The organism is Ralstonia sp. 22111, assembly GCF_052045895.1.
GTDB classification, from domain to species: Bacteria; Pseudomonadota; Gammaproteobacteria; order Burkholderiales; family Burkholderiaceae; genus Ralstonia; species Ralstonia wenshanensis.
This window is the reverse complement of sequence record NZ_JBQEPR010000009.1, coordinates 44,622-71,101: the sequence shown is the minus strand read 5'-3', so window position 1 is coordinate 71,101 and position 26,480 is coordinate 44,622. Positions and strand designations below refer to the sequence as shown.

Genomic DNA, 26,480 nt, shown 5'->3' with positions numbered 1-26,480 from the left:
CGTCCTTTGTGAGTAATTAAAGGACGGATGTATGCGCCGCTGGATTCAAATATTAAACAAATTTGGCGAGGTCGGGATCATGAAAAAAGAGGGTGGTGCAGGCAATGCGCGAGAAGCGCGCTATGCGGCAGATTCGTGCATGAAGGGGCGCGGATATTCTCATCGGTATGCGGCGGCCGCTTTGATTTCGCTTGCGCTGTTCGGTTGCGGGGGCGAAGGCGACGGCACGAGCGGTGGTAGCGCGGGCACGCAGGCGGCGAGCAGTGCGTCGGCAACGGCCCAACCGGGTGCCAGCCAGGGGGGGCTCAAACACACGCAGGGCACCGAGAGCGCCCCCGCAACCGCCATCCTCAACAAGATGGGTCGCGTGCCGCGCCTGCAGGTCGGCTTGGGTTCCGGTCAGTCCACCGATGACATGAAAGCGCAGAATATTCGCCCCGACATCGTCGATACCTACCTGGTTGGCGTCGGACAAAACGCCTGGCCTAACTGGAACACGGACGGCGCCTACGTGACCTACACCGCGCAGCGCGTCCAGGGCATGGGCGCAACGCCGATGTTCACGCTTTACCAGATGGCCTCCAATGGCGACGGCAACATCAGCGGCATCAACGACGCGACGTTCATGAACAGCTACTGGTCGCAAGTGCGCATGATGTATGACCGCATCAACGCACTGGGTACGCCGGTGCTGGTCAATCTGGAGCCGGATTTCTGGGGCTACGTGTGGTCGAAGGCGCCCAATCATGATCCGGCGCAGCTTGCTGCGTCTGTGAACAACCAGCAGGAATGCAGCTGGCTGCCCAATACCGCAGCTGGCATCGGCATGTGCCTGGTGTCGATGGGCCGCTGGCACGCACCCAAGGCGTTGCTCGGGTTCCCGCCCTCGTTCTGGACTGGCACGCCCGACGTGATCGGCAAGGAAATGCAGGCAGTCGGCGCGAACCAGGCTGACTTCATCGTCGCCCAGGCTGGCGACCGTGATGCCGGCTGCCTCGAGGCCGCCGCAGTTGGCGAATGCATGGGCCGCACCGGCCCGTTCTATCTGGACGAGAACAACGTGCAGACGCCGAACTTCCACCAGGAGCAGAACAAGGTCGAAGCCTACCGCGATGCGCTGGGCAATGGGCTGCCGATCCTGTGGTGGCAGACGCCGTTGGGTGTGCCGTCCGACACGCCGGGTGGCACCCCCAACCACTACCGTGACAATCACGTCGATTACATGTTGCGCAACCCGTGGGAGTACGGCGGCCTGCATACGTTCGCGATCGTCTTCGGCGGTGGCGGTACGTATTCGACAAATATCAACACCGATGGCGGCCAGTTTGCGCGCCTGTTCGGCCAGTACCTGTCGTACGGTGGTGTTGGCGTGCAGTAAGTGAGGTGCCCGCCAGAGACATCCTTTGTCTCAAGTGCGGTTCAGCACGCCCGGCGTGGCCAAGCGACGCCGGGCGTGACACGTTCCAAGTCGCGGCGGGCGTGCGCAGCGGTACGCCGAGCTTCGCTATGGGGTGGGTGCGACGTAGCGGATCATGTTGTTTGCCAGGTCGGCAACGTACAGGTTGCCGTTTGTGTCGACCGCGATCCCGGAGGGTTGATTGAACATCGCGGTGCTCCCAGGGCCGTCGGCGCTGCCCGCGTTGATGGAGCCCGCCAGGGTGGCAACCACGCCCGCCGGGGTCACCATGCGGATCAGGTTGTTGCCGTCGTCGGCGACATAAAGCACGCCGTTGGTGCCGATCGCGAGGCCCACCGGCAGCGAGAACGTTGCCGCGGTACCCACGCCGTCATCACTGCCGGCCGCGCCGGAGCCCGCCAATGTCGAGACGACACCTGCCGGCGATATCTGCCGGATATCGCTGTTGAACCACTCCGCCACATACAGCGTGCCCGACGGAGAGAGTGCGATGCCCGACGGGCCGTTGAAGGTGGCGAGCGCGGCCGCGCCATTGTTGCTGCCCGCTGTTGTTGTGCCGGCCAGTGTGGTCACCACGCCGGCTGGCGTGATCTTGCGGATCATGTTGTTGCTGTAATCCGCCACGTAGACGTTTTCGTTGGCATCCACCGCGATGCCCAGCGGGTTGTTGAATGAGGCGCTTGCGCCGATGCCGTCGGCGCTCCCCGCAGTTGCCGAACCGGCAAGCGTCGTCACGATGCCGCCCGGCGTGATCATTCGAATATCGTTGCCGTAGAACTCCGTCACATAGATGTTGCCGCTGGCCGCCACGGCAATGCCGACAGGCGTCGCGAACTTGGCGCTGCCCGCCATGCCATCGACGTGGCCCGGGCTGCCCGTGCCCGCCAGGGTCGTGACGACGCCGCCCGGTGCGATTTTGCGAATGACGTGGTTGGCGTAATCCGCTACATACAGGTTGCCAGAGGCGTCCCGTGCAACACCGCTCGGCTGTCGGAACGACGCAGCCGAACCCGTGCCGTTCGCATACCCCGCAGTGGTCGAACCGGCGATGGTGGACACCATCGATTGTGCGACTGCACAGTTCACGCTCACGTTATTGACATTACCGTTGGCCAGCCCGCTGCCGTTTGCAATGGAGCAGGACTGCCAAAGCGGTTCGGCGTTGACGGAGACAGCGTAGGCGCTGCCTGCCGCTACGGAAACGGAAAAGCTGAAGCCGCCGTCGGTGGCTTGGACAATCGGATCCGCACCGTTGTTAAGCAACGTGAGGCTGCCGTAATCGAGCAAGCCTGTGACCGTTCCCGCAATGGAGTAAGTGGCCGGGGCCGTTGGGGCCACCGGGCCGACCGGTGCTCCAATTGGCGCGCCCGGCTGCGTTGCACTGGGGGGTGGCGTGGTGGCCGCATCGCCGCCACCGCCGCATGCGGCCAGGATCAGGCAAATCGGGATGGCTTTCAGAAGCGGAGGGCACGCGGAGGGCATGGCTTGGTGCTGGCTAGACGTCGATCAGGTTGGATTGGGCCATCGACCCCAGCGATCAGGGGCGCGGCATGTGCCTTTTGCGCCGCCATATAGACCATCTCCGATATGACGCCAGACTCGGCAATGTGACGCAAACGATTGAGCATTTGCGTGCCCCCCTCGCTTTGACGCTTGGCTGGAAGTATCAGGGCTCGTTTTACATCGACGCGGATCAGACGATCTGAAGCGGCTTTTTCTAGAAAAAACGTTTGCGTGCGGGTTTCCACTGCCTGGGCGTCCAATGTGAGGGCGCCGTATACATACGATCCTGCACATGCTGCGGCATGCGTGATGCGGCGGGCTCGCGGTGCGTGCGCTTCCCGTTGCCTCCCAAGTTCCACGTCCTCTGCGATCTACCGTGATGACACCGTCTCGTTATTGCGTCGGGCGCGCGGGCCGCGCTCGGTCAGCGGATCGCCGTTATCGTGGAGTTGGGTGTAGATCGCAGCCAGCGCAGATTGAACCTTGCGCATGCGCATTCGGTAGAGCATCAAGGCGGCCATCAGCAAAGCCAGCAAGACTCCCAAGACTGGGTCGATGATGTGGGCACGCTTCCAGGGTGCCGGGTCATCGGTCGTAATCGGACTGCGGCTTGCAAGCCCACCGTCTGGCGTGTGGCTCTCTTCCCCGGCCGTCGCCGATGCTGCGGCAGGCTGTGCCGAGGCATTCTTCAAGGCTGCGAGCCGCCGCATATCGGCCAGGTTCTGCTCAACTTGCGCAAGGCGCGATTCGAGCTCATGGATCGCCTGCCGGGCTGCAACCAACTCCTCGTTGAGCTGTTCCACCTTCGCCTGCTCTTGCGGGCCTGTAGCGGAAATGCGCAGCGTGTTTTTGTCCGCCGCATCGGCTGGCACCGATGGTGGCCGACTGCCGGCAATGGCGTTGGCATTTGCCTCGGGCACAGGCGGTGCGCGGTCGGTAGCCGCAGTCTGCGTCAGCAAGCGGAGCTGGCGTTTGGCTTCAACGCTCGCCACCGCCGTTGCTTCCTCTGCCGTGGGCACACGTAGCGTGGCGCCGACGCGCAGTTGGTTGATGTTTCCACCAATGAAGGCGTGCGGATTGCTGCGGTAAAGCGCCAGCGCGGCTTGTCCGGCGGACACGTACGCCCGATTCTGCACGGTGCCGAGCGCGATCTGTGAGAGGTTGTCACCCGCTTTGACGGTATAGACGGCTTCGGCGTGCCTGTCGTCTTCACCTGCAGACGGCGCCGTGGCAGCAGCCGATGGATGCGTGCCGTCTGCCGTGTTGACGGCGGGAGCCGATGCGACTGCCACTGCTTGCGTCTGCGGGCGGTCTGCCGGTGCACTGCTGGGCGGCGACACTCCCGAAGCGGGCGCCGATTTGCGTTGCGTCTGCAGGAACGTGGTGGGGGCGCTTGCCGCGCCCGGCGGACTGAGCAACACCGTATAAGTCGCCAGCGTGTTTCCACCTGGCCCCGCAAGGCGCACGACGATATCCGCAATGGCGTCTGCCTGCGGAACGGTCGAGTACACGCGAACGACATAGCTGCCGTCTTGCCGCTGTACCAATGTCGTATGCAGCGAAGTTGCGCTTGCGCCGTAAGGCACGCCGGCGGCGAGGTAGCTTTCGCGGGTGCCGGGCTGCAGCACCAGCGCTTGTGCGTCGTGCGGCTGCAACCCCGTCAAGTCGATTTCAGCCTCAAGCGGCTGGCCAATGTTCGAATGCAGATGTAGCACGCCCAGCTCGACTGCGTGCGCAGCCGGCAGGAAGGCCCAAAGGGCGGCGGCCGCCCCTGCAGCTAGCGACCGACGGACTGGCCCATGCGCAATTCCTCCACGAAATCGCTTGTTCATTTTGAATGCTCCCCTTGTATTACTGACACCCGATTTATTGGTTTGGGGGGTGGCCGGGAAGGATAGAGCGTTTCGTCTGCGGACCGCCATGGACGACGGGGCAGTTGAGAAAAATTCAGAGTTCGAGCGTCGTGCCTGTTCGGACCCTGGGGCGGCAAACGCAACGCGGCATGCAGGGCCGGTCGGGCCACGCAAGCAAGCGATGGCGCCCGGGCTTACCGGCTGAACCGGTCTCGCAAGCTTGCACTCTGGTTCAGGCTGGTCAGCATGGCATCGAGCCAATGTTCATCTTCACCTGCCGTCGGGGCGTTCAACACATGCCTGCTGTGCTCGGGTGGCGCATCTGTCGCGTGCTTGAGAACGACGGCGTGCATGGGTTTGGCGGCATCCTGCATGGGTTGCGGCGCCGGCTCTTGGGCACGCGTTTGCCCGGCAACGGGCAGCGGCGCGCGTGCTGCGAGCTTGCGGTTCAGGATGCCTTCCACGGCCCGGGCATAGATGCCGTTTTCCCCTGGAGACTCTGAGTGATAGGCGCCGATGGCATGCCAGCTGTTGCCGTGCAAGTGCACCTTGCGCGCCAGATGCCAGGCGGCCACATAGGCGCTGACGCACGGGTCATAGAGCATCTGGCGGCCGATGCCGTAGCGCGACAGCTCCGGCAGGTGGATGGTGTTGATCTGGAACATGCCCAGGTCTTCACTGCCGTTGCGGTTTCGGTTGTGCGCTTGCGGATTCAGGTGCGATTCCTGATAGCCGATGGCACGCAAGACTTGGGCGTTGACGCCGTGGTACGCGGCGGCATCGTCGATGCAATCTGCCAGGGCTGCGGCAGGCAGGCAGCCCAGCAGCGCAATGGCGAAAACCAGACCCCGCCGCAGCACCGCGGCAAGCCGGTCACGCCCGCGCATGGTCTTGCCTGCCAGCGCAGGCGCGCGTCACGGGGTGGCGTTGTTGCAGGCGTTGCTGCTGCCAGTTGTGACGTGTTTCGCGACGTGTGGGCGGGGCTGCATGGGTAGTTGCGCGACGCTCCCGCGCAGCCATGATGCGAGACGATGGGGCATGCATTGCGGATCTCCGGTAACGAGCATGCGCGCATCATAGAAACGCGTGCCGGGCGATGCGCACGCGCCGTGCGAATTTGCCGGGCTTGCAGCGAAACCGGATCGAGAGCGTGCATGGGCACGATGGTTCGCCGCGGGCGCAACGGGTTCGTCCGGCCACAAGTCGTGTTGCGCGGTGGTCCATACGATCAGCAAACAGGCGGAAAGGGCGTGTGGCCCGCCGCCGATTGCCACTTCATCTTTTCTTGGGCCCATCATGCAATCACATTACGGTAGTGCCCCCATGCCGCCCGATACCCTCGCGCAGACCCGTGCCGATCACGGTGAGGCGGATGCAGGTGTGTCGGTGACCAACAAGCTGTCGCGCGCATTGCGGCGCGTGCTGCAACGTGTGCGGACCGGACACGCCGAGCCGTCGCCAGCCGCCAGCCGATTTCACGTGCCGACACCGCATCATGATCGACAGGTCGCGGCGACTGCTTCGCGCACACAGCATCAACAGCGCGCAGGCGCGGCGCGCGATGCGTTGCGCATCCAGCAGGCCATGCCACAAGGCCACGGCCTGCGTGCCCCCGTTCCTCCTACTGATGCCAGCCGCTGGCTGGCCGTATGCGAGGCGGTGGCGGGTTGGCAGCAGGAGATGGCGCGTCGCCTGCACCGCTACAGCGGCCCGTTGCTGACCGACGCCGCACGGCCCACGGAGCAAGGCCTGGCCCTGGCGGCCACGCGCATGCTGCTGGCCATGCAGCAGAAGAGCCGGCACCTCGTGCTCGACGGTATTCCGGTGATGCGCCTGCCAGCGGCCCTGTGCCTGGCCGAAGAGCTGGAGCGGCTGACCGTGCACGATTGCGATCTCTTCGAGTGGCCGGCATCTGGTGGTTTGCCGGTCAACCTGAGCGCGCTGCATTTCGCGCGCAACCCACGGCTGTCAGCGTTGCCCGGGCGGATCGGCAAGCTGTTGCAGCTGCAGGAGGTTGTCGTGCTCGATTCGCCGCTGCGCGCGCTGCCGTCGTCGTTGTCGCAGTTGCCGAAGCTGGAGCGACTGGTTCTGCAGGGCACGGATCTGCGCATCGTGCCGGTCGAGCTTGGCTCGCTGGCCGCATTGCAAACACTGACGCTGGCCTCCAACAAGCTGCTCGTGCAACTGCCCATCAGCCTGGGCCAGCTTGCGCAACTGCGAGAGCTTCACTTGCGCGGCAATCCGCTGCTCTCCGTGCTGCCCGATACCTTGGGCAACCTGGCTGAACTGGAGCGGCTGGACCTGCGCGAGAACAGCGCCATGACCACGCTGCCCGAGTCCTTGGGGCGACTGCACAAGCTGCGTCATCTGGATGTCTCCGGCATGGCGAGCCTCGTGGCCGTGCCGGAAAGCATTGGCCATTGCACACAACTCCGTACGCTGCGCCTGCGCGATTGCGGATCGCTGCGCTGCTTGCCTGCGTCCGTGGGTGACCTGAAGGCGCTGACGCACCTCGATTTGCGTGGCTGTTACGCCTTGTCGGGCTTGCCCGATACGCTGCGCGATCTGCCGCCAGCGTGCCGCGTCGATGTGCCGGCGCACTTGTCCGCTCGGTTGGACGAATTGCGCCCTGCAGCCGGTGCCGTCTCGACGGCAGGTTCCAGCATTGCGCCAGATTGGATGGCACTGCGCCAGGGCTGGCGCGCGCGCCTGCAGCCCTATGACGCCGAATATGGCAGCGATGCCTTGTGCATCTGGATGGAGCGCTATATCAACGCCATCGCGCCCGACGCCATGCGTGCATACCGCGACAGCCGCCGTCTCGGCCAACTGGTGGATGGCCTGTGCGACCTGCCGGCGCTGCGCAGCGCCGTCTTTCAGCGAGCCCAAGAGCGCTATGCGCTGGGTTGCCTTGACGAAGAGGCCCTGCCGCTTGACGCGCTGATGGCGCTGTTGGTGAGTGAGCGCCTGCGCGAGCCCGGGTTGCCCGAAGACGCTGCCGCGCGAATGGTGCGCGCCGAGGCTTTCGCAGCGTTGTTCGAATATGGCGCCGCTGGCGGATCGATCGACGAGGCGGTCCAGAAGCTCGCGGCTTGGCCGCCGCTGCAGAGCTACGTGGCACGCTACGTCAGGGCCGGCGAGGGCGTGGCACAGCGGCACGTTGCCGTTGCGCGCGACTGGCTGCACGCTGGCTAATACGGCCGTTCAATCGTGTATTCCATGGGCCGGCTCGATGCCGGCCTTTGTCTTCTTGAGCCTGGCAACGAAACCAGAATGCTTGCGGGCAGGTAAAAAAAAGCCAGCCCGGGCGCATCCCGAGCTGGCGGTGGAACGTGAAGTCAGCAGCCCTTACGTCTGCGATTCGCCCTCGTCGGTCGGGAATGCGTTGCCGAGCACCGCTTTGCGGCGCTGCAGCTCCTCCTGCGCCTGTTGGCTGATCGGCAGGTTCATGGCGGCGAGCCGCTGCAGGTCCGCCAGGTTGGCCTGCTTGACCGATGCCCTGGTCGGCTCCAGGCGTGTGCGCAGTTGGCCGATGGTGCCCGTGGGTTGTGGTTTGCCGTGCAGGGCCGCTTGGGTTCGGTTGTTCTCGCGTTGCAGCGCCTTGGGGTTGCGCACCAGAGACTGGATACCGGTATTGCGCTCCTCGGTATGGAACAGCGCGGCCGAGTTGATGGCGCGCGTGTTGCCGATGATCTTCGAGAACGCATCGAGCAGCGGACGCCCCTGGTTGGAGTCGCACAGATAGTCGGCGCGTTCCTCGATGGTGGTCATGGCTTGCAGGCGCGCACGCATCGCGTTCACGTCGATGTGGCTCACGTCGATCGGCTTGGCCAGCGGTTCGGCAAGCTTGAACAGCGGTTCGCCGTTGGCGGTCGAGCCTGGAGCGTGCGCAGCCACCTGCGTCGACACCTGGGCCGCACGTGCAAACGGTGTTGCGGCGTGGTAGCGCACGAACTCGTTCTTGATCTGGACGGGGCGGTTTTCGGCAGCCGCGGCGTTGATCTCCTGCGTGGCTGCTGCGTACTTGGCCACCACGTCGACCATCAGGTTCGGGTTGGCGAGGTAGCGATCGCGGTGTACCGGATTCGCATCGAACGCCTGCCGTAGCGCGGCATCTTCCTGGTGGGCTTCTGCGTCGACGATCTTGGCCAGGAACGGGTGCTGCATGATGAGGTAGCTCGTGTCGGAGCCCATCACCTCGCCAGCGTAGCTCTGCGTGCTGTCCGTATGCGAGACCGACGGCGTGAACGTGCCGTGCGGTGTCGGTACCGTTACCGCCAGGCTCATGCCGCTGTTCTTGTTGCGCAGGACGCGCGCGTATTGCAGCTCCATCGGCGCGTTCTGCACGTCAGGGGCCTGACGCAACTTGACGACCAGGCTGGTGCCGTCGGTCACATTGAGCAGCAGGCCCTGCGTCTGGCGGATCACTTCCTGCGGATCGAACTTGTCGTCCTGCAGCCGCATGTTCGGCGCGAATTTCTCGATGGCCGCTTCGATGGCCTTGTTCAGTATCGCGCCGGTAATGGGTGCACCGCCCTGCGCCGTGAACGTCAACTGCAAGAACTTGCCGGTACGGCTGGGGTTGGGTTGATTATTGGCGTTCATCAGGCGTGCCTCGGCGGAGAGGGAAATTTGCCCCGCGCTATTGCCGACCGAGATGGAGCCCGTGAAAGGCCCCAGCTGCACTTTGCCGGTGGACCGACCGAAGCGGTTGACGATTGCGTTGAGCGCACTGCTCTGCGCGCCGCCGGAAACCGTTGCCTTCAGTGCTGCATCCCAGCGCTGCCACAGCGATTTGTCTTTCAGCGGGCCGTTCTTCTGCACGTCGTAGTTCTTGAGCGGCAGGTACGTCTTGTCCAGCATTTCACGCGCGGTCTTGTACATCGAATCCGCGGTCAAGATGGCTTCGGCCGCCGCCATACCGTGCTCCTCGCGCTGCGCCATCTGCTGCTTGACGACAGAGATATGCGCACCCACGCAGCCCAGCGCCAGGCTGATGGCAGCGTGGCTCTTGGCGACGAACGCTTCGGGGTGGGCCAGCGCATCCTTCTGCGGGTAACGGCCCTGCCACACGGTCTGGTTGATGTGTGCGAAGGCGGCTTCTCGATGCTGGGTCAACGTACTGCGCTCGCTGACAGGCATGAAGCGATCATTCCTGGCGAGCACGGCGCCGGCCTGGTTGGCAAATTGCAGATACGTGCCGATGAGATGCTCCAGCTGGTCCGTCGCGTGATTGAGCTGTTCCGGGCTGGCGTGCGTGATGGCGTTGCGGAACTGCGCGGGGATGCTGGCTTCTTCACCGTAGTGCAGGCGCTCGGTTTCGGTGAAGGGCAGCGCGGGTCCCGCATGCAGTTCCTGCGTCAGTGCCTTGCGTGTCTCGTTGTACAGATGGAGTTGCGCGGGCGGCGGTTCGGCACAGGCCGCATCGAGCTGCTGATGCAGCTTGAACGTGGACTGGTAATCCTTGTGATAGCCGGGGTCCAGCAGCGTGTGCGGTGCGGCTGCGCTTTCTGTGAAGAACTGCGCGACGTTGCCGCGCAGATTCACATCAAAGCTGCCGGCGGCTTCCAGGTTGGTGCCGCCGTGGGTCTCGTTGCCGACGTTGGCATCCAGGCTGCCGGTCACCTGGCGATAGGCCAGGATGCGGTCGCCATAGGCCACCGAATCGGGCACGTCGCGTCGCGGTTGTGCGGGCAGCGGCTGTCCGCTGCCCATGCGGTCCGTCACGACGTCGGTGATCGGCGGATACGCGGCCTTCATCAGCGTGCTGAAGTGCTCGCCGCCCACTTTCTGGTCGATGGCGCCCGCCAGCAGCGTCATCTTCAAGGTGTTGAAGCCCTTGGCAATCTTGGCGTCGTTCAGGAAGTAGGGCTTGCCGGCGGCTTCCGTGTAGTTGCGGCCCAGCGCGTGAGACACGAGGTTGGCCAACGATTCCAACTGCTGCATCGCCTGGCGCGCATGCGGCCCGGCAGACTTGACCCAGGCATGGTTGGCATCGTGATTGGCAACGAGCTTGACGAGTTGGCGCAAATCCTCGTGTTCGAGGAAGACATTGCCGCCGGACAGGTCCAGCCGGCCCGTGAGCTTGGCGGCCCACTCGCCCAGCTTGCCGCCCAGCGCAACCTTGGCAAAGGCTTGAGCCGAGGGCCAGTAATCCACGTCGCCGTCGTCGTCGGCAAAGTAGATGCGGCCCTTGCCGCCACCCGCTTCCACCGACACGTGCGCGCCGGCGTAGCGGTTGGTGGGGAAGGCCGACACTGCCACGCTGCCAGACGTGCCTGTGCTCACGTTGGAGCCGGGCTTTGCCGTGCTGATGCCGGGCGCCTTGGCTTCGAGGTTGGCGGTTTCCTTCTCGGCATAGTGGCTCATGACCTCGTGCGCGCTGCCGCTCAGGTGCGTGCGCTTGAGCTCGGTGAGGAGCGCCGCGATGCCCTTGTATGCATCAGCCGGATCATGATTGCCCAACGATTTGGCAAGCTGGCGCGCGGTCTTGGCCGCCGACGCAAATGCATCACGCACGGCCATGCCGACCTCATGCGGGGCCTTGCGGGTGTTGTCTGCGGCAATCGTCTGGATGGAGCCCAACTGATGCTGGAGCTTGGCGAGCAGCCCGTCGCTTTGCGGGTGCGAGTGCATGAGCTCCACCGGTACCCTAGGCAGCGCATCCTTGAGCGCCAGCGCCATCTGGCGTAACTGTGGCTTGTTCAGCGCGCCGGTATCGGGATCGAATACGGGCGCATCCGGCGGCGTGTGACGGCCGTGCTCGCGCTCGCTGGACAAGGGATTCAACGGCGGTTGCGCCGGCTGTTGGGGCGGCCACTGCAGCTTGCCGTTGCGAATACGCTTCTGGGCTTCCCGGTGCGCGGCGCGCGTTCCGCGTCCGCTCAACGTGGTGCTCGACAGCGCAACCTTGAGCTGCTCGTTCGTCAGCGATGCGGCGCTTTTCTTTTGGCGGCTCGCCGTCACCATGTCAGCAAGGTCACGCAGGCCGCCAGGCAACTGCGAAGTCTTGCGCACGCTTGGCAGCGAGGACTGCGATGCCGACGTACTGGACGACGTCTGTGCCGGAGGCGTCGCACTGGAGTGGCGGGAGAATATCTTCATGACGGGCGAGGGCTCCGAAGGTTGGCATGCCGGGGCAACGCGGTTTCGCCCGAGCACAATTGAACCTTGCAAGCGTAGCCAGCCCCCGCCGGCCAATGTTGCGGGCGCCGAAGTGCTGCGTCGGCATCCGAAGCGACCGGCTCGGCGGCTCAATATCGTGGGGGCGCGCCGCCGTCGTCCAGCTCAGCCGTGAGCGCAGCGATGGCGTCAAGCAAATCGGCCGCTTCGGGATCGTCATCCAGCGCATAGCGGAAGCGATAGATCATCTGGCCGGTCTGCGGGTGTCGCACGACGCTGCCACGTGCCGCGCCGTCCACTTCCAGGCAGAGACTAAGCAGTAAATTGAGCGTCAACGCCACGTCCAACGTGTCGCGCGGGCCAAGCTCGACATACGCCGTCAGCATGTCGGGCTCGGCGTAGCTGTCATAAGCCAGCCAGACGTTGCGGCTGCCAATGCGCAGGGCATGCGCGGGCAGTGCGTCGTTGTCAAACGGGGGTTGGGGCAATTCTTCGGGGGGCATGGGCGGGCGCCGTGGCGGTTGTTGCTGCAACGAATTGCAGCAACCGGGTTGCACCGCTCAACGATGCCAGCAGGGGGCTTCCGGATGTCGTGGGTGTGCCGAAAAACTGCGATAAAAGCCGAAAAAATGCGCCCCTGAAATATCAGCGGTAGGTAAAATCTCGACATCTGGGTGTGGGCTTTCTCGCCAACAGATCGGGCCGTTTGCCGACGGACGGCCAGCACAGATTTTCGCGGAGGGTACCGTGACGCAAACCTGCCAGCCAGTTACCGAACTGGCCTCTGACTGGTTCCGACAACACTATGCTTGGCTCGCCCGCCGTATGGGCTGCAAGACAGGCTGCCGCTTTGGCGCCGAAGACATCGCGGCGGAAGCCTTTGCGCAATTGCTGCAGAGGCCAGGGTGGCAAGACACCCGTGAGCCGCGCGCCTTGCTGACAACGATTGCGCAGCGCCTGCTCTATGACATCTGGCGTCGTCGTGATCTGGAAGAGGCCTATATGGCCTGGGCCGCCACGCAACCGCAAGCGACGCTGCCATCGCCGGAAGAGCGCGCGTTGATCCTCGAGACCCTCACCTCCATCGATCGCGTGCTCGATGGGTTGCCGCCCAAGGCGCGCAGCGCCTTTCTCTATAGCCAACTCGATGGCCTCACGTACCCGGAGATCGCCGAACGCTTGCAGGTGTCTGTTCGCATGGTGCAGAAATACATGACGCAGGCCTTGCGCCTGTGCTATTTGGCCGAATCATCGTGAAGCACGTGCTGGACGATCGGATTGCCGAGCAGGCGATCCAGTGGCTTGTCATACTGCGTTCGGGTACGGCGTCCGAGATGGAGCGCCAGCGCTTTGCCGCCTGGCAGGAGGCCGATCCCGCGCACGCCGCCGCCGTGCAACGTTTGCAAGGCGCGTTGGGCTCGATGGCACTGCCGTCCGTGGCAGAACCGCATCGGCGCGCCGCGCGACGGCTTCTCGATGCGCCTTCGTCGACAGCACGGCATGTGCGCCGCGCGCTGATCTTCAGCGGGCTGGGTTTGGGCGTTGCCGCCCTCGTTGACAGAGAGATTCCGCTGACCGACCTGGCTGCCGACATGCGCACGGCGACCTCGGAGCGTCGCGACTTCACGCTGGCTGGCGGCTATCAACTACGCCTGAATGCGCGCAGCGCGGTCGATGCCTCTGCGGTTGCGCGCGGTTACGACGTGCGTCTGCGCAGTGGCAGCGTGCTGGCCGTCGCCGGGTCGCCGTCGGGTCAGTTGCGGTTGTGGTCCGCCGCGGGCGCGGTGGAATGCACGGGCGGCATGATTTGCGCAACGCTGGAGCCCGATGGCGCGATGAAGGTTGCCGTGCTCGAAGGCACCGCGGCGTTGTCGACGCCGGCCGGTGCAGTTTCCACGGCGCGTACGGGCGAGGTACGGCGCCTTGGTGACGGCGGCATCGAAAAACTGACGCTGATGGCCCGCAACGTGGCGGCCTGGACACGCGGCATGGTCGAGGTCGAACACCAGCCCTTGTCAGACGTGATTGACGCATTGCGCCCTTACCACCGTAGCCTGATCGAGCTGCTCCCTGACGTGGCCGATCTGCGCGTGACCGGGCGGTTCCCGCTCGACGGCCATCGTGCCCTGCACATGCTGGCCGAGACACTCCCCATCCAGGTGAAGGAGCTTGCCGGCGTGTGGGTGCGCATCGGCCCACGCTGAGCGCTGGTCTGCCGCAAAAATTTTTTTTGCGATCGGGGTTCCGGTTTTTCTTTCTCGATGCACAGAGAGAGTAAGAGGCTGCCGCGGTACCCATCCGCGAGCGCCACTGCATCCAGATGCATAGCTTTCACGAGAGCGAAGGACGACATGAACGCCCGGGTCCAGAACGACGTGCTGCTACACGCAGCCGACAGCACGGCAGAAAGCCGGTATTTCTCCCCTTTCCCTGCAGCTGCCGCTTGGCGGGCGCAGGCGGTGGTGCCTCTCACGATCGCGGTTCGGCAGGTTTCGCCCGCCCCAAACGGCGGGATCCTGGTCGACTTGACCGAACTGGCCGAGGCCGCCGGCGAAGAGCCGCCCGCCCAGCCCGTTACGCTGGAGCAGGCGCATGCGATGCTTGGGCGGATGTTGGAATCCAGGCGGCGGGCGCCTGCCCGTTCGTCCGGCAAGGGGGCGTTGCTCTCCGCGCTGACCCCGCGCCAACGCGACATCCTGCGAGAGGCGGCATCGGGAAAATCCAATGTGGAAATCGCGCAGGCGCTGCATATCGGCGTAGAAACCGTGAAATCGCACGTGCGCCAAATCCTGATGCGCTTACAAGCACGCAATCGGACCGAATTGGCAGCGCTATATCAGCAATGTGCGGGTGAAAACCGCTCGCACGAAAATCACTAACGCGATAACCATTAACAAGGCAATATTTTTTAAACCGGCACTGAATTTGTTAAGCCGATACTGAAATTATCTGCCTTGAAGCGTTTTATTAAGAAATGCTAAAACAATCTGCCGTGGTTGCGGTGGGCCCCGCGGTGCGCAATCGTTTGCGCAAAAAGGCCGCTTAGGCGGCCAGGATGGTGCGCGCCTCGGGGCCTGCGGGCTCGTTGCTGGCGGCTTGCACGGCGAGCTGATAGCCGCGTGCATAGACGGTCTTGAGTTCCACGCCGGTCTCGGGGCCGAACTGCAGTTTCTTGCGCAGCTTGTAGATGTGCTGCTCGATCGAGCGCTCGACGATGCTGGCGTCTGCGCCCCACACGGCGGATGCGATCTGCTGGCGCGAGAGAAACGACCCCGGCGACGAGAACAGCAACCATGCCGTCGCAAACTCCCGCGCGGTCATGCGAATGGGGATGCTGTTGACGGTGGCCGTGCGGGTCAGGCGGCAAAGGCGATATGGCCCCACCACGACGTGGATGCCGGCATTCTGGCGCACTGGCTCGGCTCGGCGCAGTGCTCGTTGCACGCGGGCCTGCAGCTCTTCAGCGGTGAAGTGTCCGGTCAGCACGTCGTCCACGCCGGCATCGAAGGCCGACGCCATGTCCCCCCGGTCGACAAACTGCCCGAACACCAGGGTGGGCCAACACATGTCGGCATTGCACTCCCGCCACGACAGCACCAGCTGCCCGGCCGTACGGAAATGCTGGGCATCGATCATCAACAGATCAAACGTTTCCGTGCGGCGCGCGCGGAGCAGCGACAGGGCGTCGTCAAAGCGGACGCACTCCGCCTCCTGGGTGGATAGACAGCTCGCCACGTAGGCAAAGCTGGATGGGTTCGAGGTCAATACGGCGAACTTCATGGCGCTCCCCTTTCAAGCCACTGCACTACAGAATCGAATCGTTGCAGATGGCGCTTCAAACTGAGGCCAAGCATAACGTTCACAATTTGCTCACACATCCCTATAAAGAGTGAAATCGCGTTTAGATCTGATTAAGTTTTTTTTGTTGACTCTGCAAGTGTGAGTTGAGCATGCACATGCCGCATTATGAGTGAACGATTATGCGCATATGCAAATTAAAAAACCGCCGAGAACATTAATTCGGCGGCTGATATGACAATCTGATGAAAAGATCTCTAGCCGAACTTGATGGCGGCGAGTTCACGGGTGCCTTCTGCTTCCTTGCTGGCACGCAGCTGCAGCGCACTCGTCAGGCCACGGCTGCGGCTGGTGGACACTTGTTCGACGATAGCGAGCTTCTCCGGCACGCGGGACGTGGGCGCTTCGAGCAGCGCCTGCGCAAGCGCTTCTGAAGCTTGCGCGTCGGCAGAATTCGGGTCGATGCTCCGGTGCAGGTCCGCCAGGGCGAGGTGGCCCTCGATCTCGCGAGCAGCGGACGGCCGGAGCCGATGCCGGTTCAGGTAGCGCTGGTTGGGGCGGGCGTGCTTTTCAACGGTCTCGCAGTAGGCCTCGAACTCGCGCGCGGCCTGTTCCGGTGTGCCGCCTGGCTTGTGCGCAAGCATGTTGATCCATGCATCGCGTTCGCTGCGCACGACGGCCAGGTATTCACGCACGCTGCGGTATTCAGTGTCGAAGTAGCTGACGCGATCGGCAATCTTGCCGTTCTGGTAGCCCATCTTCACCTTCGTCGTATGGCCGCCTTCCGAGAGTTTCCAGTTGAACCCGAGCGGCATGCCGCCGGTAAACGACTGTGTGAACTTGCCGCTCTCGCCGGCTTTGGCCGAGGCGTTGTCGTCAGGAGCCGCCGTGTAGAAGGTGCGGCCCACCGAGAACGCCAGTCCACCCCGGGCCGTCACCTTGTGCCCCGTCGCGACGCTGAACTGCTCGACGCGCATCGTGCCGGTCTTCTCCTGGAGGGTCGCCGTGTTGCTGAGCGTCTTTTCGCCGCGCAGCCGGGCCGACGGGCCGATCCGCACCGGCGTGTGCGGGCTGCTCACGCGTACATTCATGCCGACGCTTGCGTCCATCGAGGCGCGCCAGCGCTTCTTGGTCTGGTCGACCCAACTGATCGAAATGCCGCCGCTTTCGCCACAGTGCTGTGCCAGCGCATTCCACAGCGTATCGGCATCGGGCCGCTGCTCGGGCGCGGCGCACGCGTGCTCGAACAGCAGGTTGGTGGCCTTGACGATGGCATCCGCAGCGGCTTTGTCGTCGTACTTGATGGGTTCCCAGTCGTCGTGGCCCTCCACGGGGCGCTGCGTGGGCCGCGTGGCCCGGATGACCACGCCGCGCGGCTCACCTGTCTCCAGATCGAATGGCGTGACCTTGACGGCGAGCAGATTGGCGCGCAGGCGCTTGCCCCACGTTTTGAGGTCGTAGCCAACGGAGGCCCCCACGCCAACCGAAGCGCGCATCGTGCGGTCAGTGCCGACGAACACGTCGCGCCCATGAGAACTGCGTCCGATTTCCACCACGGCCTGGCGGCCTCTGCCGTAATTGGCGTCCAGTTGCACGGATACGGGCACCGGCAGCGCCTTGCCGACGTGCGACAAGCCTGTCGATACGCCGGCCGTGCTGCCGCCAATCCAGCCACCGTTGGACAGGCGCACCTTGTTGCCCGATTCCATGGACGTGAGCAGCGTCTCGATGGTCTTGCGCGCGTCTTCGATCGTGGGCGCCTGCATCTTGAGGTCTTCCGGGTGCTCGAGCTTGTCGGCACGCTCAAGTGCGCTTCGGAATGCGGGCGCCTCGGCGGCCTCGCCCGCGTGGGCACTCCAGTAGCGCAACAGCGTGGCCGACGGCTGGAGCCCCACGAGGTATTCCGGCGGCTCGCCCACCAGGCCGGCGTGGTCGATGAGCTGCGTCACGTGAGCCTGCGCGGTGTTGACTTGCGGCAGGGTCAGCGTGTCCAGGCGGGTTTGCGCCCACGCCCGGGTGTCTACATCGTCGGTCAGTCCGGCCGCGGCCACGAGCTGCGCGAATTCCTGATGGGCCGGCGAACTGCCCGGTGTGCGTGCGACGGCAGTCGGCTCGGCGCTTTCGCGTTGCATGCGGCTGACCGCTGCGCCGACTTCCGGTTGCAGCGCACGCAGCTTCTCTGCCGTGAGCGCGTAGTCGCTCAACGGCGCGTTGGCAGCTGTCAGCCCGGCCCAGTGTGCAAGGATTGCGCCGCGCCAAAGATCGCCCGGGTGGGCGATGGTGTGCAGCGGCGGTGCATTGCCTGCCTGCGCGAGCGTGTCGATCATCGTCCGTAGCGCCGCCGTATAGGCGTCCATTTCCTTGACGAGACCCGGCCGCTGTGCGCCGTGCATGCCAAGCGCAGCCGATGACAGCGGCGATTTCTTCTTGCCGATCATCTGCCAGAAATGGCTGCCCGTGGTTTGCTTCTCTACGCGCGGAATGGTGCGCCCGACAAACTTGGCCAGGCGTGCCTTGGTGTTGGCCAGATCCGAGCCCGGACCATCTTCACGAAAGCCCTGGTGCCACGCAAAGAGGACCCCCGCCTGTTGCGCGCTGACGGGCTCGCCGCGCAGCTTGAGCGCAGCGGCGTGCATGACGTTGACGGCGAGTGACTCGGCTTGCGTGCCGCTGCCCGCCGGACGCGCGTGCAGCAGGGCGGTGGGGTCGGCTGCGGTGGCGGCGGCCGTATGCACATGGTCGGCCGCCTGCAGAAAGGCGCGCGCGGTGTGCGCCTGCTCCGGTGTGGGCGGAGTCTCCATCAGGCCGGTCAGCGCTTCAAAGCCGTGATGGCTGCGCGAGAGCAACTGCGCCGTGCGCCAGGCCGCGCTTGCCACGCCCGCATCGCTCATGCCCTGCGGCATTGGCGGGACCGCCAGGCTGCTTGAAGAGCGACCGGAGCGACCGGAGCCACCCGACCCGTCTGAACTGCTTGATCCGTACTGGGCCAACAGGCTGGATTGCCGGGAAAGCGAACGGGGGCTTTGCTCGTCACTGGTTCGGCTGGCGCCGGTTTCGCTGCGCTGTGGCGACGTTTCGCCCTCGCCAAACAGATGAGACAAGCCCAGGTCCGACGTGCTGGAACGGTGCGACGCCGTTGCCGATGCCGTCTCATTGAACAGGCGGCCCATGCCCAAGGAGGAGCTGCTCGTGGAATGTGTTGAGCCCTCATTACTCGGCGTCGAAACAGGTGCCGCAAAGGCGGCAGCATCAAAGTGCACCGCATGCGTGACGTGCTGCAGCACCCGCAGCGCATCGCCTGCATTGCCGCCACTGGTGGCCGCCAGCGCGCGTGCCGCCAACATCGGGCGGATGTAGCTGCCTGCGGCCGACGAGGTGCCCTGCGCTGGAGCCGCCAAGACGCCGAGCCGATCGGCCAGCAGCTCACGTTCGCTTGCGCTGCCCGCCATGCGGAACAACTGCGCAATGCTCTGGCGGAACGCTTCGCCCGTAGCCGGAACCGTCAACGCTGCGGCGGGCGATGCCGCTTGGGGTGTCGGCGGTTTTCCGCGTTGGCGCAAGCGCTGCGCACCCTGTTCAGCACGCTGCATCATGGACGACGTTTTGCGCTGCGAACGTGCCGCGCGGCGTGTTTCTTGATGTTCCTGCACCTGCGCTGTGGCAGGGTGCGGGGTGCCTTCGGTGGCCTGCGGCGTTGCCTCGGGCGTGGTCGTCAACGTGCCGCGCGTGGGCGCCTTGTAGTTGTCCACCGTATTGAACGACGTGCCGGAGCGCTTGCGGTCGCTTAGCAGCGTAGCCAGTTCTGTCTCGTCACTCTTGGGCAGCTTTTCGCGCACGCGCGATTTCAGGTTGCTGAGCCAGCCACCCTTCTTGCGGGGCTGCAGAGCATCGCCGCCCTCGGCCGATTGCGATGGCGATGGCGTGCGCGCGGCGAAGTCGTGGAGTGTCTCGTACTCCGACGGCGATGTCGGCACGTTGACGGGCAATAGGCGTGAAGGTGGCATGGCGCGAGATGTTCAGGCACTGGCCTGGTCAATCGGCATACCACTTTGATGCGGCCGAATGACAAACACGCGCGCAATGCGAATCCGCCGTGACGATGGCGAAGTTGCATGCCACCGGCCCAGGCGCAATCGGCTAGTGCACCGACCACTTCGAGACCGATGTCGCTGACGCCGCAAGCCCGCTCATCGCGTCAACGAGCAAAGCGCCCGTCGGGTCGTCGTGAAGCGCGTAAGGGAAGCGATAGACCAGCGTGCCGGTGTGCGCCTGCTGCGCCACCTCGCCCCGCGACGAAGCTGGCAGGCCGAGGCACAGCCCGAGGATCACGTGCAGTGCTTCGTCAACGTTGATCTCAAGCGGCTTGCCTAGGTCGATACAAACGGTGACCGACTCATGGTCGGCATTTGCATCTGCATCACAGGTGAACCAGAGCTGGTATGCGCCGATGAGGATGGGGTGCGCAGCGAAGGGGAAGAACTCGCCGGCGCGTAGAAGCGGGATGTCTATGGTTGGCAGATACGGTGTGCGTGAGGCGGACATGAACTTGGATTGGCGATGCCGCCGAGCCGACGCGTCAGCTTCAACGAGCACCTTCGCATGTAATGCCGCGAGCGTACGGCGTTATATGACAGCCGGCGTACGCGTTCACGAAGTCATCACGGGCGCTGCGAAGGCACGCCCGTAGGGGCGCTGCCGTGCGCCCCATGCATGCGCATTACGCCCGAATCCACACGTAGGTGCCGTTCGCCAGGTTCTCGAACATGTCGTCTGTCGTCTGCAGGATGTTGTCGCGCCAGTAGCGGCCGTGCTCGGCATAGTGGCCCAGCAGTTCGGCCAGTTGCTCGCCGTCGATGTCGGGGTCGTAGGCCACACGCACGATCAGGATGATGCCGCCCGTATCGCCATCCAACCCGAGTTGTGCATGGTCTTGCGCATAGATGGTGACGTTGGCTTCAAGCATGAGGCGGAACACGCGCAGCGTGCGGCCGCCTGTGACGATGCCGTAGTCGAAGTTCAGGTAGAACGCGTCGATGTCTTCCTCGACTGCATCGATGATGACTTCGAACCCCTCCACCGTGAGCCGGCCGGCGGCGATGATGGCATCGGCATCCGGAATCTGCAGATGCATGCACATGTCGCGGATGAGGCTGTCGCGCCGTTCGATGCTCATGCTTTACACCAGCAGATCTTTGGCCGCTTTCGGGCCGGCTTCCATCAGCTTGGCGAATGCCTGTGTGCGGTTCAGCTCATCCTCGAGATGGGCTGTGTTCAGCATGTCGTCCGCGGCGGCGGATACCACGGCATGCAGCGTGCCGGATGCGTGCGCACCTGTGTGGCCGTGCGCAGGGTGCGATGCAGACGGATCCTGCGCAGGAGTTGCGGCAGCTGCAGAAACGTTGCGGTGGATGGGGGTCATGTCGGGATCGCGGTAGCGGGTCGGATTCGGTGAATCGGGCTGCGGCGCGATGGGCCGGGGGAGAACAGCAGAAGCGCGCGGGCAATACATCTAAAAAACCGCTCGGGAACGGCGCGGCCCCGTTCCCGAACGTTGGCGGCACAGGATGTGCCGTCCGGAACTGATCATTACGAGATCAGGTCCTTGGCGGCCTTCGGGCCCGCTTCCATCAGCTTGGCGAACATGTTGGTGCGGTTCAGTTCGTTTTGCAGACGGGCTGCGTTCAGCATGTCTTGCTCGCCTTCTTTCGTGATGGCTTCGTTTTGAGCATCGAACGACAGGCGGCTACCGGTGTCACGCAGGGCAGCGGTGGTGGTTTGCACGGTCATGGAAAACTCCTTTTCGGTGGATGAGTGGTCTCGGGTGAGAGCCGGGTTTTTCAACAACACCCCGGAATGGGATGCCGCTGATTCGGTTCAGCGAACGTGCTGCTGTTGTGTTCGCCGTGAAGTCATCATCGTGGATTTCATTGCGCTGGACCGGCGAAGAGGCGAAATGTGATGTCGTCTCGCGAAGCCCGTATGTGCACTGCGCGCGTTATGCCGGGATCAACCCCGAGCACACTTGTGCCGCGCTGGAAAAGCCGTGCGACAGCACGCGAAGCTGCTCGCGGTTGTTGACGTCCGTCGCACGAATGGCGCGCTGTTCCATGTCCATGGCGGTGTGCTTGAGCGCTTCGATAGCCTTGTTCAGCGGGCCGAAATCCTTCGGGCCTTCCTGCTTGGCAAAAGCCTGAATGTCGTCAAACGTTTCGATGATGTCGAGCGTGAAATGGTCAAACATGTGAGTCTCCAGAAGAAGGGGAATGGCAAGAACGATCTGCGCCTTAACGCTGCGCAGCGAGAAAATCCTTGGTGCCGTCGGAGCTTTCGATGTAGCTCAGTTCATCCACGGAAAGCGCGGATGTGGCATCGGCCTTGGGGTCACGCACGCGTGCCTGCGTGATGTCCAGGGCGATGTCCTTGATGTTGCCGCCCAGGTCGCTGCGCACGTGGTCTGCCGTTGCGCGAACTCGCTCAGGGTGCACGGCTGGGCCCGTAATGGAGAACCGGTTGCTGCCCAGGTAGCTGATGCGCAGCCCCGGTTCCTGCAGCGATTCACGCAGGTTTTCAATGACCTCCTGCGCGATGGAAAGATCGGTGCGGACAGACGCTGACACCGCTCGCAGATCGCGCAGCGTGGCAAGCTCTTCGTTGGCCGACGTCACGATGCCGTGCACGATGATCTCGTTGTCGTGCTGTTCGATCTGCAAGCCGTCGATGCGGTGCAGTGCCAGGCATGTGCGCACACGTTCGATCAGCGGTATTTGTGCCGTGGCTGCGGAATGCGCGGCGGAGGATGGCTCGCGTGTCGATGCCAGCAGCAGCGCGCACGGCGTGAGCAGCGCGACTGCTGTCACGCCCATCCAGCCTTTGCGTGCGCGAGGCCGGGTGGGCGCGGGCGTTTCGGAAGCGGGGGCTTGCGCAGCAGCAACGCTGTGGCTGCCGCTGTCCGTGGCTGCGGGCGATAGCACCCGCTCCAGCAGTGCAAGGTCGGGTGGCCATGCCTCGCCGGCCGGCCCGACACAGAGAATGACCTCGCCAAAGCGGCGAGGGGTCAGGTCGTCCCAGGTGCTGCCGCCATCGTCGGATTCAATCAGGACGCCGTGTTCCGTATCGACAAGCAGCGCGATCGGATCGCCCGCCCAATCAGAGATGCGGATGCTGGCTTGTGCGTCGGGGCCGACCGTCCAGCGGCCCGGTGTCAGGTCGAGGCAGGCGCCGGCATGCGCGCCTGCCAACACGCGGATGTGCTTGTTCATGGTGATTGCGGGGAAGGATCAGGAAGCGGAGGCAGGGCCAGACCCAGCCCCGCCCGGTAAGACCAGAGTTCGGTTGTCCAGCGGCGCGCGACGGCGCTGCTGCGTGCGATGCTCTCGCCGCGCTCGCGGCCAATGCGCGGCCGCGAAGGACTGAGCAGCAAGAGCGGAAACAGCAGGTTGAACGTCTTTTCTCGGTCGGTCAGCGCGCTGGCGGCGTGTTGCGGCGTGGTGGTTGCCAGCAGCCGGTCTTTTACGGCGGCCAGCGTGCCGGGCGTGCCTTCGATGGGCGTCTGTTTCAAGTAGCTGCGCAAGATGTCGAACGCCATGCGCAGCGGCATCGGGTGGCCCGTGTGCATGGCGTGCCGGACGGCAAGCAGCTCCTGTTCAAGGCGCTGGAAGCTGGGCGATTCCACTTCGGCCAGTAGCGTGTCGGCCGGCAACGCGCCGGCCTCTGTGGCTGCTGTTTTCTGTGGTGCCGCGGCAGCGGTCTCTGCGGCTTGTTCCTGCAGGTACTGCAGCAGCAGGGCGCGGCGGCCCTGGGCGCTGCGGCGGTCTCTTGCCTGGTCGTCGTCACCGTCGCTTTGGTCTTGCCGGGACGACAGGCCAATCACCATCGGCTCGACCTTGCGCGCATGCTCCTCCAGCATGAGGAGCAATTCTTCGAACGTGCTGTCGGTGATGGGCTCTTCGGGCGAGCCCGCGCCGCTGCGCTTGCCTGTGCGCGGCCGGCGCACGCGTTTTGCAATCTGCGCGACGTGCTTGTGGCGGTGCAGCTTATCTTCGACCAGCTGGTCGGCCCAGTGGTGGTGTCCGTGCGCACTATGCCGATGATGCTTGCGATGGTGCGGCGCGGCCGTGTTCTGCGGTGCCTGTACCGGATCGGGCAACGAGAGAACGCTGGGCGGCGAGGCGGAGATGCGTGTCATGGCACCCTCCTATTGGAAGAGCGATTGCAGGATCGTGTTGCCGAACTGCAGGATCGATGCCGCGCCCCACGGTGCAGCCACCACAATCACCACGGACACGATGATGAGCTTCAGCCCATGCGAGATGCTGCTGTCCTGCAATGAGGTCACGGCTTGCACGAACGAGATCAGCAGCCCGGCAATGGCGGACACCGCCACAGCGGGCAAGGACACCAGCAGGCACAGCATGAGCGCCGTGCTGGTCAGGCGCGTGATGTTGTCGTAGTCCATGGCGGCCCCTTTAACGATAGGTGTTGACCAGGCCGTGAATCAGCACAGACCAGCCGTCCATCACCACGAAGAGCAGCAGCTTGAACGGGATGGCAACGTTGCTGGGTGTCACCTGCGATAGCCCCAGCGCCATCAACAGGTTGGCGATCACCAGGTCGATCACGATGAAGACGAGATACAGCAGGAAGCCGATGCGGAACGCCGCCGTCAGCTCCGTCAGCGTGAAGGCGGGCGCGAGGATGATGAGATCGTCTTCCTTGAGCTGTGCGGCTTTGGCCGGTGGCCATAGTTGCTGAGCCGAGCGCATGAAGAACGCTTTCTCGCGTGCGTTGGTGTGCTTGTCCAGGAACTGCCGGAACGGCTCGCGCGCGGCATCGAGCAGCGGCATGACCTGGCTGACGTTCGCGCTGGAATCATTGAGTTGCATGTGGGCGCGCTGCATGGCCTCCATGCCGACCGGCGCCATCACGAAGCACGACACGATCATTGCAATTCCGTTGAGCACCATGCTGGGCGGCACCTGCTGCACGCCCAACGCATTGCGCAGCAGGCCGAGCACGACCACGATCTTGGTGTACGACGTGACCACCATGGCGGCAAACGGCAGCAGCGCAATGGCAACCGCCGCAATGATGAGCGAGGCGAATTCAATGTTCTGCATGGCGCGCGCTCATGGCGGTGATCTGCAGGCCCAGATGCTCGCCCACTGCCACGAGTTGCCCGTGGCCGAGCGTCTGGCCGTGGCAGACCAGGCGGACCGTGGCATCGCGCAGCAGGACGGGCAACTGCAGGACGTGGCTTGGCGCGAGGGCAGCCAGCTCGGCCAGCGGCAGGCTCATCACGGCAACCTCAAGGTGTACGGGCACCTCCAGTGCTTCTACTGCGATGCCGTCAGTGCTGTCGGGTGTGGTGTCGTGCGTGGCGGCGGTGTCGTCGTTTGCGAGCGCGGGAACATCGAGAATCGTCACGGTGCCTTCCTTGTAGTGAGCATGGGCAGTGAAGTGGGCGCGTCGGCTATCACCGCATGTGAGGCGTACGGCGCCTTCATCGGTGTCGGGGCGATAGGCGTGCATGCCCCAGCCGAGCAGAACGTCGCCGGCCGCGAGCGAAGAAAGCGTGTGCGTTTGGCATCGACGGCTGGCGATACGAACGCCCATCGGCAGTCCCACCACGCCGAGTTGTGCAAGCACAGCGTTGCGATCGGCCACGGGTGGCGCGGGCGGCGCGGCATGCCAATCGAGCGTGGCGATGCGGCATGGCGTTTCACCGTGTGGCCCATCCAGCCGCATCGGCAATTCCGGCTGATCGCTACGTTGCGCATCGTTGTGTTCGGGCGTGAATGTCGCCAAGGTGGCGTCTCCCAGCCCTGCCGCAGACAGCGTGTCGAGCATTGGCGCGAGCCAAAGCCCGGCAAGCGCCGTGCGGCGTTGCGCATCGGCTTCGTGTGCGATGGCGTGGAGTGCGGGGTGGTTGGCGCCTTCAACAACAACGTCGACCGCACACAGCGATGAGCGAATGCCAAGTCGCATAGGCGCCTGCATGGGCGCGGCGTGGTCTACGGCGTGCAGTTGCCAGCGGCGTCCGTGGTCATCCGGGAACGGCGTTCCGGTCAGCCGTGTCAACGCGGCCTGGGCCGGCGTGAACGCACGCAGGTGCGCATCGAGCGGGGATGGCGTGAGCCCGGTGTCCATGGCGAGTCGGCGGAAGGTGTCGGGTGAGGCGTGGGAACGATCACCACACTTCGAGTTCGATATCGATGCGCTGCTCCAGCAAAACGTGAATGCGTTGGCGCAGTGCATCGCCATGCTCGGAGAGTAAGTCGCGCGCCCGCGGGTGTGCCGCCAGGAAGCGAAGCCATAGCGTGTGGGGCGAAAGGCGCAGGGTAAGGCGGGTGTCGGGCAGCACGCGCGGGTCGAGGTCCAGCGTCACTTCCCAGCATTCGCTGTTGGCTTTCACAACACGGGAGCCGCAGAACCTGGAAAGCAACTGCGCGAGATGTTCCGTCACGGTGCTCCCCACGCTGATCTCTGAGCACGTGCGCACCAGGCGGCTGATCATGGCCGAGGTGTGAAGCGGCGGGGCGTCGGGCGGCGCTTCATCGGGCTGCGCATCGGCGTGATCTTGCGCGGGTGGTTCGTGCTCTGGGGTGTCCTCGCATGCGGCGTCGCTGTACGCATCGAGCGGTATCCAGGCGGTAGCTTCATCCGCGCAGGGCTCGGCCTGCATGCCGGCTCGCCCGTCTGCGCTGCGTTGCGCGACGGGCCGCCGGACGGGCGTGGCCGGATGGACGATGGGCGGGGCTCGCCACAGGCGTACGGGCGTGGTCATGGCG

The 26,480-nt window shown here is 64.4% G+C and carries 23 protein-coding genes; 5 read left to right on the top strand and 18 right to left on the bottom strand.

Features of this window, described 5'->3' with window-relative positions:
• The first annotated feature begins 79 nt into the window (after positions 1-79).
• The gene (locus ACTJK4_RS20420; RefSeq protein ID WP_440818801.1) at positions 80-1,378 is read left to right on the top strand and encodes a hypothetical protein; all 1,299 of its coding nucleotides are present in this window, start codon (positions 80-82) and stop codon (positions 1,376-1,378) included.
• Positions 1,379-1,504: 126 nt separating this feature from the next.
• Here ACTJK4_RS20420 and ACTJK4_RS20415 read toward each other — a convergent pair whose 3' ends face one another.
• The 3 genes from ACTJK4_RS20415 to ACTJK4_RS20405 form a co-directional block, all read right to left on the bottom strand.
• A complete protein-coding gene (locus ACTJK4_RS20415) occupies positions 1,505-2,899 on the bottom strand; it encodes an NHL repeat-containing protein (RefSeq protein WP_343619543.1) in 1,395 nt (464 codons plus the stop codon).
• 392 nt (positions 2,900-3,291) lie between these two features.
• Positions 3,292-4,752 (bottom strand): type IV pilus assembly protein FimV, encoded by a 1,461-nt coding sequence (locus ACTJK4_RS20410; protein ID WP_440818800.1) that lies wholly within the window; start codon positions 4,750-4,752, stop codon positions 3,292-3,294.
• 215 nt (positions 4,753-4,967) lie between these two features.
• Positions 4,968-5,660 carry a lytic transglycosylase domain-containing protein gene (locus tag ACTJK4_RS20405; RefSeq protein WP_440077627.1) on the bottom strand — a complete coding sequence of 231 codons (693 nt, stop codon included), beginning with the start codon at positions 5,658-5,660 and terminating at the stop codon, positions 4,968-4,970.
• Between the two features lie 436 nt (positions 5,661-6,096).
• On the opposite strand from ACTJK4_RS20405, the gene ACTJK4_RS20400 reads away from it, so the two are divergent.
• On the top strand, positions 6,097-7,968 hold the full coding sequence (locus ACTJK4_RS20400) for a leucine-rich repeat domain-containing protein (RefSeq protein ID WP_440818799.1): 1,872 nt from the start codon (positions 6,097-6,099) through the stop codon (positions 7,966-7,968).
• A gap of 153 nt (positions 7,969-8,121) precedes the next feature.
• Here the strand turns inward: ACTJK4_RS20400 and ACTJK4_RS20395 are convergent, their stop codons facing one another.
• On the bottom strand, positions 8,122-11,877 hold the full coding sequence (locus ACTJK4_RS20395) for a type III effector protein (protein ID WP_440818798.1): 3,756 nt from the start codon (positions 11,875-11,877) through the stop codon (positions 8,122-8,124).
• Positions 11,878-12,026: 149 nt separating this feature from the next.
• Positions 12,027-12,398: a hypothetical protein gene (locus ACTJK4_RS20390; RefSeq protein ID WP_440818797.1), complete on the bottom strand. Its 372-nt coding sequence runs from the start codon at positions 12,396-12,398 to the stop codon at positions 12,027-12,029.
• 244 nt (positions 12,399-12,642) lie between these two features.
• Between ACTJK4_RS20390 and ACTJK4_RS20385 the strand changes: the two genes are divergently transcribed.
• From ACTJK4_RS20385 to ACTJK4_RS20375, 3 genes are all read left to right on the top strand, one after another.
• Positions 12,643-13,152: a sigma-70 family RNA polymerase sigma factor gene (locus tag ACTJK4_RS20385; protein ID WP_232038759.1), complete on the top strand. Its 510-nt coding sequence runs from the start codon at positions 12,643-12,645 to the stop codon at positions 13,150-13,152.
• Positions 13,149-14,099: a DUF4880 domain-containing protein gene (locus ACTJK4_RS20380; protein ID WP_440818796.1), complete on the top strand. Its 951-nt coding sequence runs from the start codon at positions 13,149-13,151 to the stop codon at positions 14,097-14,099. The genes ACTJK4_RS20385 and ACTJK4_RS20380 overlap by 4 nt, the downstream gene beginning before the upstream one ends.
• Before the next feature lie 321 nt (positions 14,100-14,420).
• The gene (locus tag ACTJK4_RS20375) at positions 14,421-14,774 is read left to right on the top strand and encodes a response regulator transcription factor (RefSeq protein ID WP_373407704.1); all 354 of its coding nucleotides are present in this window, start codon (positions 14,421-14,423) and stop codon (positions 14,772-14,774) included.
• Positions 14,775-14,937: 163 nt separating this feature from the next.
• Here the strand turns inward: ACTJK4_RS20375 and ACTJK4_RS20370 are convergent, their stop codons facing one another.
• From ACTJK4_RS20370 to sctP, 13 genes are all read right to left on the bottom strand, one after another.
• Positions 14,938-15,675: a response regulator transcription factor gene (locus ACTJK4_RS20370; protein WP_232038756.1), complete on the bottom strand. Its 738-nt coding sequence runs from the start codon at positions 15,673-15,675 to the stop codon at positions 14,938-14,940.
• Between the two features lie 275 nt (positions 15,676-15,950).
• A complete protein-coding gene (locus ACTJK4_RS20365; RefSeq protein WP_440077622.1) occupies positions 15,951-19,697 on the bottom strand; it encodes a hypothetical protein in 3,747 nt (1,248 codons plus the stop codon).
• Positions 19,698-19,830: 133 nt separating this feature from the next.
• On the bottom strand, positions 19,831-20,235 hold the full coding sequence (locus ACTJK4_RS20360; RefSeq protein WP_440077621.1) for a hypothetical protein: 405 nt from the start codon (positions 20,233-20,235) through the stop codon (positions 19,831-19,833).
• A gap of 175 nt (positions 20,236-20,410) precedes the next feature.
• Positions 20,411-20,866, bottom strand: coding sequence for a molecular chaperone Tir (locus tag ACTJK4_RS20355; protein ID WP_232038753.1), 456 nt, complete (start codon positions 20,864-20,866; stop codon positions 20,411-20,413).
• 3 nt (positions 20,867-20,869) lie between these two features.
• On the bottom strand, positions 20,870-21,112 hold the full coding sequence (locus tag ACTJK4_RS20350) for a serine kinase/phosphatase (protein WP_440818795.1): 243 nt from the start codon (positions 21,110-21,112) through the stop codon (positions 20,870-20,872).
• A 167-nt stretch (positions 21,113-21,279) separates the two neighbouring features.
• Positions 21,280-21,480 (bottom strand): serine kinase/phosphatase, encoded by a 201-nt coding sequence (locus tag ACTJK4_RS20345; RefSeq protein WP_414561497.1) that lies wholly within the window; start codon positions 21,478-21,480, stop codon positions 21,280-21,282.
• Positions 21,481-21,688: 208 nt separating this feature from the next.
• A complete protein-coding gene (locus tag ACTJK4_RS20340) occupies positions 21,689-21,934 on the bottom strand; it encodes a type III secretion protein HrpX (protein ID WP_440818794.1) in 246 nt (81 codons plus the stop codon).
• Between the two features lie 43 nt (positions 21,935-21,977).
• Positions 21,978-22,952 carry an HrpD5 family protein gene (locus tag ACTJK4_RS20335; protein ID WP_440818793.1) on the bottom strand — a complete coding sequence of 325 codons (975 nt, stop codon included), beginning with the start codon at positions 22,950-22,952 and terminating at the stop codon, positions 21,978-21,980.
• On the bottom strand, positions 22,949-23,878 hold the full coding sequence (locus ACTJK4_RS20330) for a type III secretion protein HrpV (RefSeq protein WP_440818792.1): 930 nt from the start codon (positions 23,876-23,878) through the stop codon (positions 22,949-22,951). The genes ACTJK4_RS20335 and ACTJK4_RS20330 overlap by 4 nt, the downstream gene beginning before the upstream one ends.
• Before the next feature lie 9 nt (positions 23,879-23,887).
• On the bottom strand, positions 23,888-24,148 hold the full coding sequence (gene sctS, locus ACTJK4_RS20325; RefSeq protein ID WP_024978147.1) for a type III secretion system export apparatus subunit SctS: 261 nt from the start codon (positions 24,146-24,148) through the stop codon (positions 23,888-23,890).
• 10 nt (positions 24,149-24,158) lie between these two features.
• Positions 24,159-24,809, bottom strand: coding sequence for a type III secretion system export apparatus subunit SctR (sctR, locus tag ACTJK4_RS20320; protein WP_045205537.1), 651 nt, complete (start codon positions 24,807-24,809; stop codon positions 24,159-24,161).
• The gene (gene sctQ / locus ACTJK4_RS20315) at positions 24,796-25,839 is read right to left on the bottom strand and encodes a type III secretion system cytoplasmic ring protein SctQ (protein ID WP_440818791.1); all 1,044 of its coding nucleotides are present in this window, start codon (positions 25,837-25,839) and stop codon (positions 24,796-24,798) included. Before sctQ ends, sctR begins: the two co-directional genes overlap by 14 nt.
• A 40-nt stretch (positions 25,840-25,879) precedes the next feature.
• Positions 25,880-26,476, bottom strand: coding sequence for a type III secretion system protein SctP (sctP, locus tag ACTJK4_RS20310; RefSeq protein ID WP_440818790.1), 597 nt, complete (start codon positions 26,474-26,476; stop codon positions 25,880-25,882).
• Between the last annotated feature and the right edge of the window lie 4 nt (positions 26,477-26,480).

Bases quoted from the DNA above. Each gene is read 5' to 3' on its own strand.
- ACTJK4_RS20420 (WP_440818801.1), top strand. From the start codon at position 80: ATGAAAAAAGAGGGTGGTGCAGGCAATGCGCGAGAAGCGCGCTATGCG.
- ACTJK4_RS20415 (WP_343619543.1), bottom strand. From the start codon at position 2,899: ATGCCCTCCGCGTGCCCTCCGCTTCTGAAAGCCATCCCGATTTGCCTG.
- ACTJK4_RS20410 (WP_440818800.1), bottom strand. From the start codon at position 4,752: ATGAACAAGCGATTTCGTGGAGGAATTGCGCATGGGCCAGTCCGTCGG.
- ACTJK4_RS20405 (WP_440077627.1), bottom strand. From the start codon at position 5,660: ATGCGCGGGCGTGACCGGCTTGCCGCGGTGCTGCGGCGGGGTCTGGTT.
- ACTJK4_RS20400 (WP_440818799.1), top strand. From the start codon at position 6,097: ATGCCGCCCGATACCCTCGCGCAGACCCGTGCCGATCACGGTGAGGCG.
- ACTJK4_RS20395 (WP_440818798.1), bottom strand. From the start codon at position 11,877: ATGAAGATATTCTCCCGCCACTCCAGTGCGACGCCTCCGGCACAGACG.
- ACTJK4_RS20390 (WP_440818797.1), bottom strand. From the start codon at position 12,398: ATGCCCCCCGAAGAATTGCCCCAACCCCCGTTTGACAACGACGCACTG.
- ACTJK4_RS20370 (WP_232038756.1), bottom strand. From the start codon at position 15,675: ATGAAGTTCGCCGTATTGACCTCGAACCCATCCAGCTTTGCCTACGTG.
- ACTJK4_RS20365 (WP_440077622.1), bottom strand. From the start codon at position 19,697: ATGCCACCTTCACGCCTATTGCCCGTCAACGTGCCGACATCGCCGTCG.
- ACTJK4_RS20360 (WP_440077621.1), bottom strand. From the start codon at position 20,235: ATGTCCGCCTCACGCACACCGTATCTGCCAACCATAGACATCCCGCTT.
- ACTJK4_RS20355 (WP_232038753.1), bottom strand. From the start codon at position 20,866: ATGAGCATCGAACGGCGCGACAGCCTCATCCGCGACATGTGCATGCAT.
- ACTJK4_RS20350 (WP_440818795.1), bottom strand. From the start codon at position 21,112: ATGACCCCCATCCACCGCAACGTTTCTGCAGCTGCCGCAACTCCTGCG.
- ACTJK4_RS20345 (WP_414561497.1), bottom strand. From the start codon at position 21,480: ATGACCGTGCAAACCACCACCGCTGCCCTGCGTGACACCGGTAGCCGC.
- ACTJK4_RS20340 (WP_440818794.1), bottom strand. From the start codon at position 21,934: ATGTTTGACCATTTCACGCTCGACATCATCGAAACGTTTGACGACATT.
- ACTJK4_RS20335 (WP_440818793.1), bottom strand. From the start codon at position 22,952: ATGAACAAGCACATCCGCGTGTTGGCAGGCGCGCATGCCGGCGCCTGC.
- ACTJK4_RS20330 (WP_440818792.1), bottom strand. From the start codon at position 23,878: ATGACACGCATCTCCGCCTCGCCGCCCAGCGTTCTCTCGTTGCCCGAT.
- sctS (WP_024978147.1), bottom strand. From the start codon at position 24,148: ATGGACTACGACAACATCACGCGCCTGACCAGCACGGCGCTCATGCTG.
- sctR (WP_045205537.1), bottom strand. From the start codon at position 24,809: ATGCAGAACATTGAATTCGCCTCGCTCATCATTGCGGCGGTTGCCATT.
- sctQ (WP_440818791.1), bottom strand. From the start codon at position 25,839: ATGGACACCGGGCTCACGCCATCCCCGCTCGATGCGCACCTGCGTGCG.
- sctP (WP_440818790.1), bottom strand. From the start codon at position 26,476: ATGACCACGCCCGTACGCCTGTGGCGAGCCCCGCCCATCGTCCATCCG.